This is a genomic window from Halalkalibacter suaedae (genome assembly GCF_017939705.1).
Taxonomy (GTDB): Bacteria; Bacillota; Bacilli; order Bacillales; family Bacillaceae_D; genus Halalkalibacter; species Halalkalibacter suaedae.
Map to the genome: position 1 here is coordinate 159,626 of NZ_JAGKSQ010000004.1, position 15,842 is coordinate 175,467.

Below are 15,842 nucleotides of genomic sequence, written 5' to 3' on the forward strand. Positions count from 1 at the left end.
AAGACCTGAAAGAAGAAGAGAAAGAATGAGGCAAGAAGAACTAAAAAGAAATCCGACTAGTAGTTTCCAAGGTGGTGGAGGGTTGTCCGATTTGGTGGGAAGCTTAGGTTGGAAAGGCATGGGAATACTTATCCTTCTTTGTATTTTAGCTACTATTATTTATTCAGTTTTCTTTCAGTAAATCTCCGATGGTTATGACATTATGTAGAGGAGTGTTTTAGCTGAATACTCGAACTATTGTTGATGAGGATTATTTTACAATAATTGATGTTATAGATAATTGGTGGGGGGATAGACAAATGTCGCATTTGTTACCTCGATTATTTTTTGAACACTTTCAGCAAACGAGTTTTATCGTTGAAGATAGCAATCATCATCTGGCTGCTTTTCTTATTGGTTTTCTCTCGCAAACCCAACGAAATGTAGCATATATTCATTTTGTCGGGGTGAATCCTGAATTTCGAAATAAAGGACTAGCTAGAGAATTATATAATTTATTTTTCTTGACGGTTCATACTTTAGGTTGTGAAACGGTTAAGTGTATAACGTCCCCAACTAACGAAGGATCTGTGTCTTTTCATAGAGCCATGGGCTTTTCTGTAGCATTAGGCACAAATTATGCAGGTTATGGACAAGATCGAATTATATTTTCAAAATACTTAGGTTAACTAGTTTTTGAGTCTTACGTATATTAGACAGTACATATGATAAGATTGGAGCGTCATTGTGAAGAAATCTGAAAAGGTTATTGTAGTTATTTCAGTAATTGTTTATTGTCTAGCATTTTTAGGCTATATAGGTTTAGCACTATTTTCTAATGGTGTAGAACCATATCTTCATGCTGTTTTTATCTCTACATTTTTTCTTTTTGTATTCTTTATTGTTAAGAAAGGTAAGAAAAGTAGTAGTAGCTAAGTAAGTAAACTGAACTGAGTGCATTGTGTGCTTGTATCAGTTAAATCATGCATATCTTTGTTAATATGGAGATAATACAAGGGTGACTCATTGTGGCACTGCCACGTGTGAGTCACCCAATCCCACTTATTTAATTAAAGCCAAGAAGCGCCGACAATGATAAGAAGGATGAACAACACGACGATTAACGCGAAGCCATTACCTCCAGTAGTTGGTGCGACTGGAGTGCCGTACCCATAACCATATGGTGTATATCCGTAACCGAACATTCTCAATCACTCCTTTCTGCTATTACATTAATACTCTATTCAAAAATAAAGTGAGTGTGAAAGTTTACTCTGGAAATGGGCAGTGGACCTGGCAGAATAGTGAACATGCTTTTAAGGAATGGAATTGTATCAAAACGAAAAATGGATAAGTATAAATCAATTATGATATAAGAAATGGGGTGATTTTCATTAATCCTGTAACAGACAGTCCTGTAGGTATAACGGAGCGAGGTTTCGCATTTGTGATTGACTTATTAATTGCTTTTGGGATTGCTTTGTTACTCAATATCATCTTTGGTTATCAGACGCTTATTATTGCGGTATTTTTTTCGTATATCTACGAGGTATTCCTGCCGTTATTTTGGAACGGGTATACTGTTGGAAAACGTATAGTTGGAATTCGAATAGCTCCGTTATCAGGGGAAAAGTTAACTTTAGGTACAATGATAATTAGAGGGTTTTTAATACAGATCCTTTATAACATTACTGCTGGCCTGCTTACAATCATCAGCATATATTTTGTCTCAACAAGAGTTGATAAACGTTCAATACACGATTTAGTAGCACAAACCTATGTTACAGCTAATCCACCGGAGTCATGAATTACTAATCAAAACTGAATAAATAACTTGCTTCCAAATAGATAATGTACTACAATTTAAAACGTAATGATTACGTTTTGTAGACAAGACTTATGATTATAGTTGATTTTCTTATAGATAATTCAGACTAAGTTTTTTACATACAAAATTCGTTTCCAAAAGTCATACTATTTTTTTACTCCTTAAATCGTAATCATTACTTTTTATTTTGTGGAAATTCAAAAATTGAGGGGGGAAATAGTGTCTGGTCGCAAGATAGTCGAAGTGAAAAATGTTTCTTTTAAATACGAAAAAGAGTGGGTAATCGAGAATAGTAACTTTTCTCTCGAGGAGGGGCAATTCCTTGGATTGATTGGTCCAAATGGTTCAGGGAAGTCAACTTTAATTAACTTAATCCTCGGGCTTGTCAAACCTGATAATGGAAGCATTCAGGTCTTCGGTAAACCTATCAAACAATTTAATGATTGGAAAGAGATCGGTTATATTTCACAGAAGTCCAATAGTTTTAACTCTGGTTTTCCGGCGAGTGTGTTAGAAGTAGTAAGATCTGGTCTCGTCTCGAGTCTAGGTATGTTCTGTTTTCTAAAACAAGAGCATACACAAAGAGCGTTGGAAGCATTAAGACTGGTAGGGATGGAGAAATTCTCAAAATCAAATATAGGAGAGTTGTCCGGTGGTCAGCAGCAGAGAGTATTTATTGCACGTGCTCTTGTTAGTGAACCTTCCCTCATCATTCTTGATGAACCAACAGTAGGAGTTGACACCAAGAATGTAAACAAGTTCTATGATTTATTGAACAGATTGAATAAGGAAAATGGAGTCACACTTCTTATGATCACGCACGATTTAGACAGAATCAAGAAATATGCAACTGAGATCGTTTCAATGAAGAGCAAAAGTTTCACTGGTCTTTCAGATGATGTTAGCTATATCACTAATCCTGGAGATGATCACAAGTATGAAGATACGGACCAACTACTTTCTAGCAGTAGGGAGTTGAATTCCTAATGCTGGAAGTGTTCTTGAAATATGAATTTTTACAGAACGCTGTCATTACAGGATTGTTGATTGGACTTGTTGCACCTATTCTTGGCATTTTTATCGTTGTCCGTAGACTGTCCCTAATAGCAGATGCTCTTTCTCATATTACATTAACAGGAATTGCAGCAAGTCTATTTTTAGAAAAGAAGGTGCTCGGAATAGACACACTGAATCCAATTTATCTGGGAATGATCTTTTCTGTTATAGGAGCATTGTTAATTGAGCGACTTAGAAAAGTGTATAGACATTATGAAGAATTAGCTATTCCTATTATCCTATCTGGTGGGATCGGTCTAGGTGTGATATTCATTTCCTTGGCAGAAGGCTTTAACACAGATCTGTTTAGCTACTTGTTTGGCAGTGTAGCTGCGGTGAGTCGTTCGAATATGTGGATTGTTTTAATCATTACCATTATTGTTTGTTTACTAGTTTTCTTGTTTTACAAAGAGTTATTTATTTTATCGTTTGATGAAGAGCATGCGTCGATTTCAGGTGTGAAAGGTCGATGGATTCATCTTCTATTTATCTTGATGGTTGCGTTAGTGATTGCTTCATCTATGCAGGTAGTCGGAATTTTACTCGTTTCAGCCCTGATTTCATTGCCAGTAGCCTCTGCTATCAGGATTTCAAAAAGCTTCAAGCAAACAATGTGGGTATCCGTCATCTTTAGTGAAACCTCTGTTATTGTAGGGTTGATTTCTGCCTACTATTTAGGTGTTCCTCCTGGTGGAACCATTGTTATGACAGCGATTCTTATTTTGATCCTAGCAATTGCTTACAGTAAGTTCAGTAGATATTTTTGGTCAAGATTGATGAGGTGAATGACTTGAAAGAATTCTAAATTGTAGGAATGCCTTAAAAAATAGTAGAAGGGTGGATTAGAAACAATGTATAAAAAATTGGTTGGTGTAATGAGTCTATCTATTATGATTTTGACAATAGCAGCTTGTGGCAATGTAGATACGAATAGCAGTGGAGGAAATGGTCATCTCCAGGAAGAGACCGAGCCGTTACATATATATACTACTGTCTATCCTTTACAATTTTTTGCTGAACAGATTGCAGGAGATGAAGCTCTGGTAGAATCGATCTTGCCACCAGGTTCAAATCCTCATAACTATGAACCAACGACAGAAGATATTGTAGAGCTTGCTGAATCAGATGCTTTTATTTACATTGGAGCTGGACTGGAGCCTTATGCAGAGAGTATTTCAGAATCAATTAAATCTGAGGACGTAAAAATAGTAGCAGCATCAAATAACTTAGAGTTAATTGATCACATCCATGATCATGAGGAAGAACATAGTCATGAAGAAGAGGAAGCTGACCATCATGATGAAGAAGATCAGCATGATCACGGAGACAAAGATCCACATGTATGGTTAGAACCGGTTCTTTCTATTAAGGTTGCAGAAACGATTAAAGAAACTCTTGTGGAGCTCAATCCTGGTAAAGAAGAAGAATTTAATCGGAATTTCGAGAAACTAAAAGAAAATCTAGAGAATCTAGATAGCGAGTTTCGTTCACAGCTTGAACCTTTACCTGGTAATAAAATAATTGTCTCACATGCAGCATACGGATACTGGGAGCGGGCCTATGGTATTGAACAAATTGCCGTTTCGGGTCTAAGTCCGACGAATGAACCTTCACAAAAAGATATAAAAGATATTATCGAAGTTGCCGAACACTATGAGCTGAAGCATGTCTTTTTTGAGCAAAATGTTACGCTAAAGGTTGCGGACGTTGTAAGAAAAGAAATTGGTGCAGAAGCGTTACAGATCCATAATTTATCTGTGTTAACAGACGAAGATATAGACAATAACGAGGATTACTTTTCACTCATGCGTAAAAATTTAGAGACTTTAACAAAAGCTCTATCTATTGCTTCAACAGCTAAATCAAGTGAGCACACTCATTCACATGATGAAGAAAGTGAGAAAATCCATGAAGGGTACTTTGAAGACAGTCAAATAAAGGATCGTTCTCTTTCTGATTGGGAAGGTGACTGGCAGTCTGTCTATCCATATCTTCAAGACGGGACTCTTGATGAAGTGTTTGCTCATAAAGCAGAACATAACGATGACAAAACAGCGGACGAATATAAAGAATACTATCAGGTAGGGTATCAGACAGATGTAGACCGAATCATAATTAGTGAAGGTACAGTAACATTCTATGAAAATGGTCAGGAAAATTCTGGCGAGTATGTATATGATGGGTATGAGATTCTAACGTATGAAAAAGGCAATAGAGGAGTTAGATTTATATTTAAACGAGTAGAAGAAGCTGAGGAACTTCCTCAATATATCCAATTCAGTGATCATAGCATTTACCCGACGAAAGCCGATCACTATCATTTATATTGGGGTGACGATCGTGAAGCATTACTAGAGGAAGTAACGAATTGGCCTACCTACTACCCTTCAGAAATGAATGGGGAGGAAATAGCCGATGAAATGATGGCTCACTGAAAATGAGGACATATGACTAAGTATGAAGGAGAAGCTGCCTTGTGCAGCTTCTTTTTTCGTAATTACAGAATAATTAAAGCACTGTAGAAGCCTTAACTTTAAATAGATAATATAGGTATTTATATACATTAAAATAATTATATGTAAATTAGAAGGTTTTTGAATTAATAGAAAGAATTATTTACCTGCTTAAAATAAAAATTGATTGGAGATGAGGGAATGGGATTAAAGGTGGAAAAATTAGATTTAACTAAGGTTGATATTTCTGGCTCCAAGTGGCAAGAAGTTAATGCTGAGAGACTGGAAATAGATAATGTTAGTTTAGCAAATACAAAAATTAATAATGTAAACATGAGAAGAATGATATTGAATGATATAAATATGGAGGAATGTACAATAACAGATGCTAACTTTAGTAATGCAGTTATTGACCATGTTCATTTATTTGGAACAGAATTTCGAAATATAGTATTACCACTGGAGGGTGATGGGAACTTTAAGCAAGATGGACAGTATAAATCAATAAGTTTCAAAGATAGTAATTTGGCAGAAGGACAGCTAATGAACTGTGATCTAACAAATATGGAGATAATTGATTGTGATATTACTGGATTAAAAATTAATGGAATACTAATTGATGAACTGATTAGAAATAAGTAAGGGTTAAATGAAACTTAACTACAAAAGGATAGTTTCTCACTACGATCTGAGGCGTTATTTTCACCTAGAAAAAAAGGCTGTTGAGACTCTCAACAGCCAAAAAACATCATTGTCTAAAGGTTATTCCTAGTCAATCTTATATTCCTTTAACATATTGTTTAGTTGATGATTTAATTGGCTTAGTTCCTCTGCAAGCTTAGCAACGTCAGTAACAGCTTTCGATTGATCTTCTACAGACGAGCCTATTTGCTCTACTGTCGCCGCTATCTCTTCAGAAACACTTGAGGAGCTACTAATTCCATCACTGATTTTTGAACTTTGTTCGATAATTTTAGTGATTTCTTTATTCAGAATATCTAGTGCGTTTCCAGTGTCTACAATTGATGAAGACACTTGATTGAATTTGCTTTCTGTTTCTAAAACATCCTCACTTAATTGCTTGGTAGTGTTTCTTGTACCTTCTACTGTTTCAACTGTCTGTTCTGTTTGTTTAGCGATGCTTGTAACAACTTCTTGCACCTCGTGTGTAGCTCTACTAGATTGTTCAGCAAGTTTGCGTATTTCCGATGCTACGACTGAGAAGCCTTTTCCATGTTCTCCAGCTCTAGCAGCTTCAATACTAGCATTTAGTGCAAGTAGATTCGTTTCAGCAGAGATACTCTCTATCGTCTCCATAATATGGTATATTTCTCTTGTTCGCTCATATAAACTTTTGACACCAACACTTATCTCTTCTGAAGCAGCCAATGAATCTTCATTCGACTTTTTCAGCTTATTCACAATAGAAATTCCTTGTGTTGAAGCATCCTCAGAATGTGCGATGATATCTTTAATGATCGTGCTTTGCTCATTCATCGCTTCAATCGATTGTGTCAGCTTTTCGACACGATGATTAATATCTTCTAGAGCATGAGCTTGGTCCTGTGTACCTTTTGTAATCTCCTCCATAGAACTCCCAACTTCTGCACTACTAGCGGACGTCTGTTCTGAAACGGCCGATAGGTTTGTCGATGAATCCAAAAGTTGATTGCTTGTGTCAGAGACTGTTCTAATTAAATGTTTAATTTGTTTGGTCATTTTATTAAAGGATACGGCTAATTGTCCTAATTCATCCTTCGATTCTGGTAAATTAGTATCCATACAATTTCCATCAGCTATTTGAACTGAAACATAGGTTAATTGTTTAAGTAATTTGACTTTCTTTCTAATTGCTACATAGAAAAGAATGAGACTTATAACAATAATTATAATCATGCTGGAAATAATGAAAAGCTTAACAACTGACAATCCTTCATAAAATTCATCTTCGTAGACCGCCATCCCAACATACCATTCAAACGGTTCGTAGTAGTTCATATAGACAATCTTATCACGGATTTCTCCTGTTTCGTCATTTTTGTCTTCATAAGAGACGTAATGCTCCTCAATAACAGTGGACCTTGCCCCAGCAACCATCATCTCTCGGTTAGTAACGTTGTCAGGAACGATTCCTATCTCATTAGTTGGGTGTACTTGTGAGGATAAATCTAATCCGTAGGCGAGCATATAGCCCTCTTCTTTGTACAAAAACTTAGATTTTTGAAAATCATAGCCTTCAGCTAACTTAGGTCCACTTAGGTAAATTCGAGCTTGTTCTTTCGCTTCTTCTAATGTGATTTCTCCGGAGATAACCCGGTCATTTAAAGAATCTAAAGTGGAAAACGAACTGTCGACAATATGTTTTAAATCTAACTTACCTGCACTAATTAACTGGTCTTCTGCAATAAAATAACTAATTGAACCAATGACTGCACCGGTAACCAAAACAATACATGTAATCAAAATCATCAGTTGTGTAAAAATACTTTTACTAGCTAGCTTCAACCTGTTCATAAAAACACCCCATTTTAGTTTTCTTTTTTTATTATCGACAATTTACGACAAATTCGGTATAGCGTTTTCATATTAATTGAGTTAAATGAGGTGGCAATTACTTCCTCGAATACCTATTGTGGTGGAGAAACCAAAGTCGTTTGAGAAAGGGGAATCGTTCTTTCTGTTGAATTACTAGATAAGGGAATCTTTTTGAGGAAATTGGATAGAAAAGGAGGGAATGAAATGATACCGATTATTTTATCTGTGATAACCATAATTGTATTTATTCTTTCAATAACTCTTGTGATTAAAAAAAGGAAAAAAGAAGGAATAACCGGGATCAAAAGTGCTTTAACTCCAATTTGTTTCTATCTAATTTGTATAATAAATCTTTTAGCCTACTGGTTTAATTTTGTTGGTTATTAAATTGGTGTATTACTTTGCTTTTGTTAATTTTAGGTGTTTATTTCACAAAGTATTTGCCGTTATCTAAAACACAAAGTTGAGGGAGTATCTTTAAAAGGGGATGCTTTTTCTTTTGATATTTCAACCAAAATATGGATTAGGTGTTAAAATGAAGTTGTATGATTGTTAGAGTGTTGGAATAGAAATTGATTATTTAAGTGTTTTTGAGGAGGAGAAAATGAACTATTATATTATGTTTGGTTTAGCTCTTGTCATAGGCCTTTTATTCATATCTGTTACTGGGTTTGGCTTTAACTTATTTATGTTTTTACCTCTAATTATCTATCTTTTTGCCATAGCCTTTGTTGTTTGGTTTGCAGTTAGCTTTATTAACATTCAGCGAAAAAGAAATGATCTTCTTGCTGAAATATCAAACAAGCTTGAGAGGAAAGACTCGTAATCTGTTTTGTGACTTTCCTTCCGATAAATAGGTGATTGCTCAAGTAGAAGGGCAATTGCCTGTTGGTGTGGATTGTTTGAAATTACCACAGATTGGAGAAAAGTGATTTGGATTAAGGGTGATATATGGGTGGATAGTGCAGAAAGTTTGCTATTTTTGAGGTGAAACTATGAATAAATATCTATTTCTATTAGTGTCAGTTATGTTAATTAGCACAGGGTGTTCAGCTGCGAGCGAGGATGAAAACGAACAAAAAATAATGGACTACATGACATCTATTGGGTCTGTAAATCTTGATCAGGACAAGAACGATATGCAAAAGCTGACTTATGAACTTACAATAGCCAATGCAGACGATATTAATATTGTTGACGAGGTAAATGTTATTCCAGCCAAACTTATCCAAGATAGATTAATCGAGACGACAAGGCAAGGAATCTCATACCACCAGAATACTATTGATATTAACGGAGAAATTGTTTTTGATTCAAGGGGGCTTTCAAAAGAGGAGATTACTAATTTTGAACCTCTTATAAAAGGAGTACAATTTATTGGTGATAATAACAAAGAATATTTACTTATTAACAAGTAAGAAAAAGTAGAGCGATACTGATTATTTGATCAAATAAACAAGGATCTCTGTTTCCCCATTTAGTATAATAAATGTGAGGAATATCTCCTAATCCATTGAAAAAAGGAGCATTTTATTTGAACACAAAATTAATAATAGTAGAAGGTCTTCCGGGATTTGGAAAGTCGACCACTGCAAAGTTACTCTACGACATTCTTAATGAAAATAATATTGATGTTGAGTTATATCTTGAAGGGAATCTTGATCACCCTGCTGATTATGAGGGTGTAGCTTGTTTAAATGAGGATGAATTTGAGAGTTTTTTAGTCAATAGTGGACATTTAGGCGAAGTATTTAATGAGCAAGTTATGAAGACCGGAAACAATTACTTATTACCATATCAAAAAATTAGAAATGAAAACAGCGCCAATATTCCTGACAGTCTATTAAACAGCATTGCCCAGAATGATATATATGAACTGCCTTTTGAAAAGAATGTCGAGTTAATAGCTGAAAAATGGAGACAATTTGTAAGTGAAGCTCTTACGGGGAACAAAACGTACATTTTTGAATGCTGCTTAATACAAAACCCTGTTACAATCGGTATGTTGAAATATAATGAGCAAAGAGAAAAAGTTGTTAGTTATATTTGTTCACTAGCGAAAATAACAGAGCAGTTAAATCCAATCCTATTTTATGTAGAGCAAAAAGATTTGGAATTCTCATTCAGAAAGGCAGTTCAGGAAAGACCAAAAGAATGGTCTTCTGGTTTTGTTGATTATTATACAAACCAAGGATATGGAAAGATGAAAGGTTATCAAGGTTTAGATGGAACAATCAAAGTTTTAGAAGCTAGAAGAGAGCTGGAAAGAGAAATATATGATAGCTTACATATTAAAAAGACAAAGATCAATAATTCCAATTATGAAACTGTCAATTATAAGTCAAAGCTAAGTGAGAAATTGAATGTACTAGAAATTCTAAATTGAAAAACGATGTTGGAAAAAAGAGTGCGACCTGTAATCACAGGGCGCTTTTTCTATGTTGAATACAAAAAAAGCTTCAAAAATTTGAGAATATCATCAACTCCTGTTCGTTGTACTTTATGAAACGCGTTTCAGCTATAAGGGAGAGAAGAATATGAAAAGCTCACCAACAAACTTTATTAAAAGATTAAAGAAGCAAAAAGAGGATGCACTCGAATTCATCATTGATGTTTATATGCCATTCGTTAAAACAATTGCAACGAAAATTCTGATAAGTACAAGACGTCAAGACATTGATGAATGCATCAATGATGTCTTTCTAACGGTTTGGCAAAATGCATCGCAATTTGACGGCGATGCTGAGGATTTTAGAAAATGGATTGGCATGATTACGAAATACAAGGCGATTGATAGGTATCGAAAAGTACAAAAACAACTGTCACAAGAACAATCTGATGCTCCTCTTAAACAAGAAGCAAGCCCGTTGCAAACAGATCGAACTGTACTGAAAAAAGAAGAAAAAAATGAATTATTACTAGCCATTAGTCAATTAGATCAACTCGATCGTGATATTTTCATGATGAAATATTTCATGGAACTACCTAACACCGAGATTGCCGAGGAGCTAGGACTAACAAAAGCAGCTGTAGATAACCGCCTGTATCGAGGGAAAAAAGTATTAGCGACAAACACCACGTTGAAGGGGCGATTTGTATGAGTATGAAAGAATGGATGGACTTAGATATTGATCAACTTGAGTTACTTGAAGTTGATGACTTAGAAAAAGCAAGAGTGAAAAAACATGTTTTGAACAGACAAAAAAAGTCGTCGATTTGGCGGAACATGGTTGTTTCAGCGGCACTAGGAGTCAGTGTATTAACAGTGGCAACGGGATTTGCATTTCCGTCCCTAGTATCACAAATTCCATTTATGGATCATGTCATTAGTTATTTTGATGATGAGGAGCAACACTATAAGAATTTTGAGACTTTCTCGACCGACATTGGTCTTGCACAATCGAGTAATGGGATTACAGTTATGATCGACAATGCGGTTTATGACGGGACCAATGTTACGGTCGCATATGCAATCGAAACGGAGCATGATTTTGGTGAGGTAATGGATGTACGTGCCCCGAACTGGTTTGATGTTAGTGAAGCAAGCGGTAGTGGTGGGACATCTAAGATTACAAAAATTAGCGATAATCATTATGTAGGATTAGAAACATTTACTCCTCATTTCGAAGAGAATCAACACCCAGAAACCATAGAAGTCACATGGAAACCAGAAGCATTTAACAGCTTTTCAAATGAGTTAGAAGTAGAGGGGGATTGGTCTTTTGCTTTTTCACTAAACCGTGTAGAAGGCGATATACAGCTAGTGAATGAAACGGTACAACAAAAAGATGTGAGCTTTACATTGAAATCGGTTGAATTTACTGATGTGTCAACTGTTATTAGCTATGAACAAGTGGTGTCAGATGAACTACTTAAAGAGTGGCCAAGTGTAACACCAACATTCCATATAAGCGATGATCTTGGTCATGTGTACTTAGATGGAGGAGGTGGAGGTGGAACGTCACATGATAATGGAAAAGCATTTTACGGAACAACTGACTTCGGTACGATTCAAGAAGGGGCTAGTAAATTAATCATACAGCCTGTGGAAATTGCTAGTCTTATGTCTGGGAAAGGGCATATTGAAGTGGAGCTTGAGCCGATTGTGATTGAGTTACAGTAACAATTAGAAGAATCGTACTGGTTTCTTTCTACAACAACTTTTATATTGCGAATCCATGAGAAGTTTTGTTTTGTAAGAGGAGCGATTACTTGAAGTAATCGCTCTTTGTTTTGACTAACTTAAGAATTATTAAGCTTTATTAGAACGCATATTTCACAATAATCGTTTTTAAGTAAATCGCCAATATACCTTTCCATAATTGGTTTGTCCGCTATTTGAAATTCACTGCTTTCTAGAGAAGTAAAGATTTCAAAATAGGCTCTTTGAATATCAGTTGCCGTATCTTTGACTTTATAAATAAGAAATCTTCCTCCAGCAAGCTCAGCTTCAAAAACTTAATCATCTACCTGATAATCACTTGGAATTACAATGCATGCATCAAATCTACAGTTGTTAGGATGGGTTGTTTCTGGATTATCTTGTGGAATTGCAAAAAGAATTGCAGATGCAAGAAGGTGATTCTCGTTAGCCCACTTCTTTAATCGCTCCATTATTTCAATATTAGCAGAACCATATTGTCCAAAACGTCTCATATAAGTAATACGATAAGTAGGGAGTGTTTCGATTTTGTATTTCATTACATTTTTTGCTCCTTTCTTTTATTATTTTGTTTGACAAATACTGAATGTAGCATGCTTTAAAAATATATTCATTTCGATGATTAAATTTTTTTAAAAAGACTTTATCCGTAACTCAGCAGACAGTGTTACAAGGGGAGTTTTCCTTATTTTGAATTGAAACTATTTCAATTTTTTTGCGTATAAAGGGATAGATATTTTTTTCAAGGGGTGATGGTTATATGTTTGTTGTATCAATCATTGTTATGCTTTGTGGGTTAACAGTTATCTTTATTGGAAATAAAGTACGAGTGAGTGGTAAGACGACATTTATTGCTGGGAATCATGTAACATTTCATCCTCAGAATGAACAAAAATTAGCGATAAGAATTGGAATTTTATTAATGGTGTTAGGCTTAGAGACTTTATTATTTCCTCTAGTTTTTCATTTAATAAGTGGAATTGAGGGTTATCATTTTGCAGTGGTTGTCTTCTTACACGTATTTGTAGTTTTTATTTTAATGATTTTTGATCAGGTGGGAATATAGTATGTTAGTTGAATTCTTAATGCGGATGGTCCAAATCTTTATTACTAACGATCAGAACGGATTGTATTATAAGACCTACAAGCAGAGTGAAGTGGGAGAGTTTTTCTAGAAAAAAGTGATATCTCTTTGATTTTCTATCAATTTAAAAAAGGCCACTGAAAAAGGGAAGCCCTCTTTCAGTAGCCTTTATTTATACTAGAATAATTTCTGGTGTTCTAAAAAGTTAATTTGCTTTTCTCTCGAGTAAAACGACATCTACTTTTACTGGTTCTATCTCTGGTAGTGATTGTTTAAATCCTTTTGTTACGAATCCTAGGTAAATCAAACCGAGTGCAACCCAGATGAATCCACCGATTAACGTCGGGAGATCTAATAAGAATAGCAGCCATGTAATGAAGGCAGTACCAATAATCGGTGAAATTAGGTTAGCAACTAATCCTCGAATCGAGCTTCTATGCTGCTTCTTGTTCTTAAAATAGAGTGTAATGACACATAGGTTAACAAAGAAGAAAGCTGTTAACGCACCGAAGTTAACAAAACGAAGGGCCGCATCAATTGAAATGAAAATCGCTGATAATGTGATAACGGATGAGAAAAGAATATTTAGTACAGGTGTCTTATATTTTGGATGAATATAACCAAAGAATTTTTTTGGAAGCATCGAATCACGGCCCATCACATACAAGAGTCTTGAGACAGCTGTAACTGAAGCTAAACCTTGTGTGAAAATCGCTGCAATAAGGACGGTAATGAAGATCGAACCTAACAGACTTCCACCAACAATATTGACTAGCTCCAAGGCTGCGGAGTCTTGGTTTTGAAAAGTGAAATTAGGAACTATCAATTGGATGAAATAGGATGTGGCAACGTGTAATATACCGACAATTCCAATCATGATAAAGATTGCACGAGGGATTGTTTTCTTAGGATTGATCGTTTCTTCTGATAAAGTCGTCATTGTATCAAAGCCTAAAAAGGAGAAGATAACTATCGATGCACCGGCTAAAACAACCGAAAGGGACATTCCACTATTTATAAAAGGGTCCATTGAAACAAGTGTTCCGCTGCCTTCACCGCTAACCAATCCTTTAATGATAAAGCCGCAGAAAACGACAATGAAGATGATTTGTAATAGAACGAAGAAGCTACTAATATTGGCTGAAGAATTTACTCCTAATATGCTAATGATGGCTAGTAGGATTGTTAATCCAATAATCCAAGCATATGGCGGTACTTGAGGGAATTGGGTATTTAGGAAGATTCCAAATGTAATGCAAGCAATAATCGGGGCAAACAAGTAGTTAAATAGTAAGACCCATCCAACAATAAAACCAAGCTTCGGATTCATTGTTTTCTTTACGAATGTATATGCGGAGCCTGAGATTGGAATTTTCTTTGCCATAACGGCATAACTCGCTCCAGTAAAAATTACTGCTAACACGGCTACAGCATAGGCAGGAGTTAAGAACCCGCTTGATCCTTCATAAGCTACTCCAAAAACAGAGAAATATATCATGGGGGTATTCCACGCAAGACCAAGCATGACGACTTGAAATAACGTCAACGTTCTCTTTAAATCTGATTCTTTGTTCATCTCTAAACAGCTCCTTTTTGTGGTTACTACTCATCCTTACATTTTTCTGCAATACTAATTTGCTTCGGTAACGGTTGAAAATGATTATGTTGTTAATTCTTGTGTAAAATGGATCGGTCTTGCAACAAGTGTGTGATATAAGCTGACATACTTTTCGAACAATTAAGATTTTTCGCATTTGTGAAAACTTTGTCATGTTTTCTAACAGACTCCTTGTTGTCGGTTTGATAAGTCTTTATACTTCGAGTTAAGTTAACCGAATAAAGGTTCTCACAAAGCGTTGAGGACGAAAAAGCTTTCTAGGGTTCCGTTGATGATTGATCAAGCCTGGTCCGAGAGAGAGCGGTACAGATATTCTGTATTACACGGAAGGATAAAAGCCTGGGAGACGACTCCCAACGCTTTTATCCTTTTTTTTATTACCATTTACAAATTGGGAGGTAGCGGAAATGAACTGGAACAAAACAATTCCTGCAGGAGGCAAATGGTCTGGCGTAATTAGTAAAGGGAAAGAAGTACGATTTACTGCACTTGAAGGGGGAGCAAATCTTTCTGTATTACTCTACAATCCGAACGATTTAAGCGAACGCTACAACATGCCTGATACTCTAAAGGCGCAGCATACAGCCCATTTAACGACAGGGCATGTTCTTATGAGTGATAACGGGCGGGCGATAGCAAGTATTGTAGAGGATACACTTGGCTGGCATGATTCAATTTCTGGTTACACAACAAGGGAACTAACAGATGAGAAATACGGCAAAACAACATATCAGGACCTACGTAATGAGTGGTATCGCAGTGGGCAGGAAAATCTACTAGTTGAACTTGTCCGAAATGGATTAGGAAAGAGAGACTTAGTTCCAAATCTTAATTTATTTTCAAAAGTGTTCTGTGATGAGGCGGGAAACATGAAGTATGTAGTTGACCATTGTGCAAAAGGAACAACCGTAACACTTCGAACGGAGATGGATTTGCTTTTTGTCGTATCGAACACGCCGAATCCGCTTGATCCAAGAACGACGTATCCTTCCGTTCCAGTCAATATGGTAGTAGGAGACGCAGATGAAATCACAGCTGATGATTATTGTTTAAATTTTCGCCCTGAAAATCGGAGAGCCTTTGAAAATACTTGGGAATACGAAACGTTAGTGAAATAAGGAGGAGAT

The 15,842-nt window shown here is 35.8% G+C and carries 17 protein-coding genes, 1 pseudogene and 1 riboswitch; of the genes and pseudogenes, 14 read left to right on the forward strand and 4 right to left on the reverse strand.

All coding sequences use genetic code 11. The features are described from left to right. The first annotated feature begins 25 nt into the window (after window positions 1–25). Complete coding sequence (locus J7W16_RS21930; RefSeq protein WP_246879963.1) at window positions 26–181, forward strand: DUF6366 family protein; 156 nt, start codon at window positions 26–28, stop codon at window positions 179–181. Between the two features lie 40 nt (window positions 182–221). Continuing rightward, window positions 222–668, forward strand: a complete 447-nt coding sequence (locus J7W16_RS11030; RefSeq protein ID WP_210597635.1) for a GNAT family N-acetyltransferase — start codon at window positions 222–224, stop codon at window positions 666–668. Between the two features lie 381 nt (window positions 669–1,049). On the opposite strand, the gene J7W16_RS11035 is transcribed toward J7W16_RS11030, so the two are convergent. After that, on the reverse strand, window positions 1,050–1,184 hold the full coding sequence (locus J7W16_RS11035) for a YjcZ family sporulation protein (RefSeq protein WP_210597367.1): 135 nt from the start codon (window positions 1,182–1,184) through the stop codon (window positions 1,050–1,052). 179 nt (window positions 1,185–1,363) lie between these two features. Here J7W16_RS11035 and J7W16_RS11040 point away from each other — a divergent pair, with 179 nt between their 5' ends. The 5 genes from J7W16_RS11040 to J7W16_RS11060 all read left to right on the forward strand — a co-directional run bounded on the left by J7W16_RS11040 (window position 1,364) and on the right by J7W16_RS11060 (window position 5,958). Then, window positions 1,364–1,786: an RDD family protein gene (locus J7W16_RS11040; protein WP_210597368.1), complete on the forward strand. Its 423-nt coding sequence runs from the start codon at window positions 1,364–1,366 to the stop codon at window positions 1,784–1,786. Window positions 1,787–2,026: 240 nt separating this feature from the next. Next, the gene (locus tag J7W16_RS11045; protein WP_210597369.1) at window positions 2,027–2,794 is read left to right on the forward strand and encodes a metal ABC transporter ATP-binding protein; all 768 of its coding nucleotides are present in this window, start codon (window positions 2,027–2,029) and stop codon (window positions 2,792–2,794) included. After that, a complete protein-coding gene (locus tag J7W16_RS11050; RefSeq protein ID WP_210597370.1) occupies window positions 2,794–3,648 on the forward strand; it encodes a metal ABC transporter permease in 855 nt (284 codons plus the stop codon). Before J7W16_RS11045 ends, J7W16_RS11050 begins: the two co-directional genes overlap by 1 nt. 66 nt (window positions 3,649–3,714) lie before the next feature. Further along, entirely contained in the window at window positions 3,715–5,298 is a 1,584-nt protein-coding gene (locus J7W16_RS22625; protein WP_210597371.1) for a metal ABC transporter solute-binding protein, Zn/Mn family, read from the forward strand. 219 nt (window positions 5,299–5,517) lie between these two features. Next, window positions 5,518–5,958: a pentapeptide repeat-containing protein gene (locus J7W16_RS11060; protein WP_210597372.1), complete on the forward strand. Its 441-nt coding sequence runs from the start codon at window positions 5,518–5,520 to the stop codon at window positions 5,956–5,958. A 126-nt stretch (window positions 5,959–6,084) separates the two neighbouring features. Here J7W16_RS11060 and J7W16_RS11065 read toward each other — a convergent pair whose 3' ends face one another. Continuing rightward, window positions 6,085–7,830, reverse strand: coding sequence for a methyl-accepting chemotaxis protein (locus J7W16_RS11065; protein ID WP_210597373.1), 1,746 nt, complete (start codon window positions 7,828–7,830; stop codon window positions 6,085–6,087). Window positions 7,831–8,455: 625 nt separating this feature from the next. Between J7W16_RS11065 and J7W16_RS11070 the strand changes: the two genes are divergently transcribed. The 5 genes from J7W16_RS11070 (at window position 8,456) to J7W16_RS11090 (ending at window position 11,974) form a co-directional block, all read left to right on the forward strand. Next, complete coding sequence (locus J7W16_RS11070) at window positions 8,456–8,677, forward strand: hypothetical protein (protein ID WP_210597656.1); 222 nt, start codon at window positions 8,456–8,458, stop codon at window positions 8,675–8,677. Between the two features lie 169 nt (window positions 8,678–8,846). Beyond that, a complete protein-coding gene (locus J7W16_RS11075; protein WP_210597374.1) occupies window positions 8,847–9,269 on the forward strand; it encodes a hypothetical protein in 423 nt (140 codons plus the stop codon). Window positions 9,270–9,385: 116 nt separating this feature from the next. Then, complete coding sequence (locus J7W16_RS11080) at window positions 9,386–10,237, forward strand: P-loop NTPase family protein (protein ID WP_210597375.1); 852 nt, start codon at window positions 9,386–9,388, stop codon at window positions 10,235–10,237. A gap of 151 nt (window positions 10,238–10,388) precedes the next feature. Further along, window positions 10,389–10,952, forward strand: coding sequence for a sigma-70 family RNA polymerase sigma factor (locus J7W16_RS11085; protein WP_210597376.1), 564 nt, complete (start codon window positions 10,389–10,391; stop codon window positions 10,950–10,952). Further along, on the forward strand, window positions 10,949–11,974 hold the full coding sequence (locus tag J7W16_RS11090; protein WP_210597377.1) for a DUF4179 domain-containing protein: 1,026 nt from the start codon (window positions 10,949–10,951) through the stop codon (window positions 11,972–11,974). Before J7W16_RS11085 ends, J7W16_RS11090 begins: the two co-directional genes overlap by 4 nt. 119 nt (window positions 11,975–12,093) lie before the next feature. Here J7W16_RS11090 and J7W16_RS11095 read toward each other — a convergent pair. After that, a pseudogene (locus J7W16_RS11095) lies at window positions 12,094–12,552 on the reverse strand (AraC family transcriptional regulator). Between the two features lie 221 nt (window positions 12,553–12,773). Between J7W16_RS11095 and J7W16_RS11100 the strand changes: the two are divergent. Next, window positions 12,774–13,079 (forward strand): hypothetical protein, encoded by a 306-nt coding sequence (locus J7W16_RS11100; protein WP_210597378.1) that lies wholly within the window; start codon window positions 12,774–12,776, stop codon window positions 13,077–13,079. Between the two features lie 223 nt (window positions 13,080–13,302). Here J7W16_RS11100 and J7W16_RS11105 read toward each other — a convergent pair whose 3' ends face one another. Continuing rightward, window positions 13,303–14,673 (reverse strand): APC family permease, encoded by a 1,371-nt coding sequence (locus J7W16_RS11105; protein ID WP_210597379.1) that lies wholly within the window; start codon window positions 14,671–14,673, stop codon window positions 13,303–13,305. A gap of 288 nt (window positions 14,674–14,961) precedes the next feature. Beyond that, window positions 14,962–15,063, forward strand: a riboswitch (guanidine-I (ykkC/yxkD leader). A gap of 59 nt (window positions 15,064–15,122) precedes the next feature. On the opposite strand from J7W16_RS11105, the gene J7W16_RS11110 reads away from it, so the two are divergent. Further along, window positions 15,123–15,833 carry an urea amidolyase associated protein UAAP1 gene (locus J7W16_RS11110; RefSeq protein ID WP_210597380.1) on the forward strand — a complete coding sequence of 237 codons (711 nt, stop codon included), beginning with the start codon at window positions 15,123–15,125 and terminating at the stop codon, window positions 15,831–15,833. Window positions 15,834–15,842: the final 9 nt, after the last annotated feature.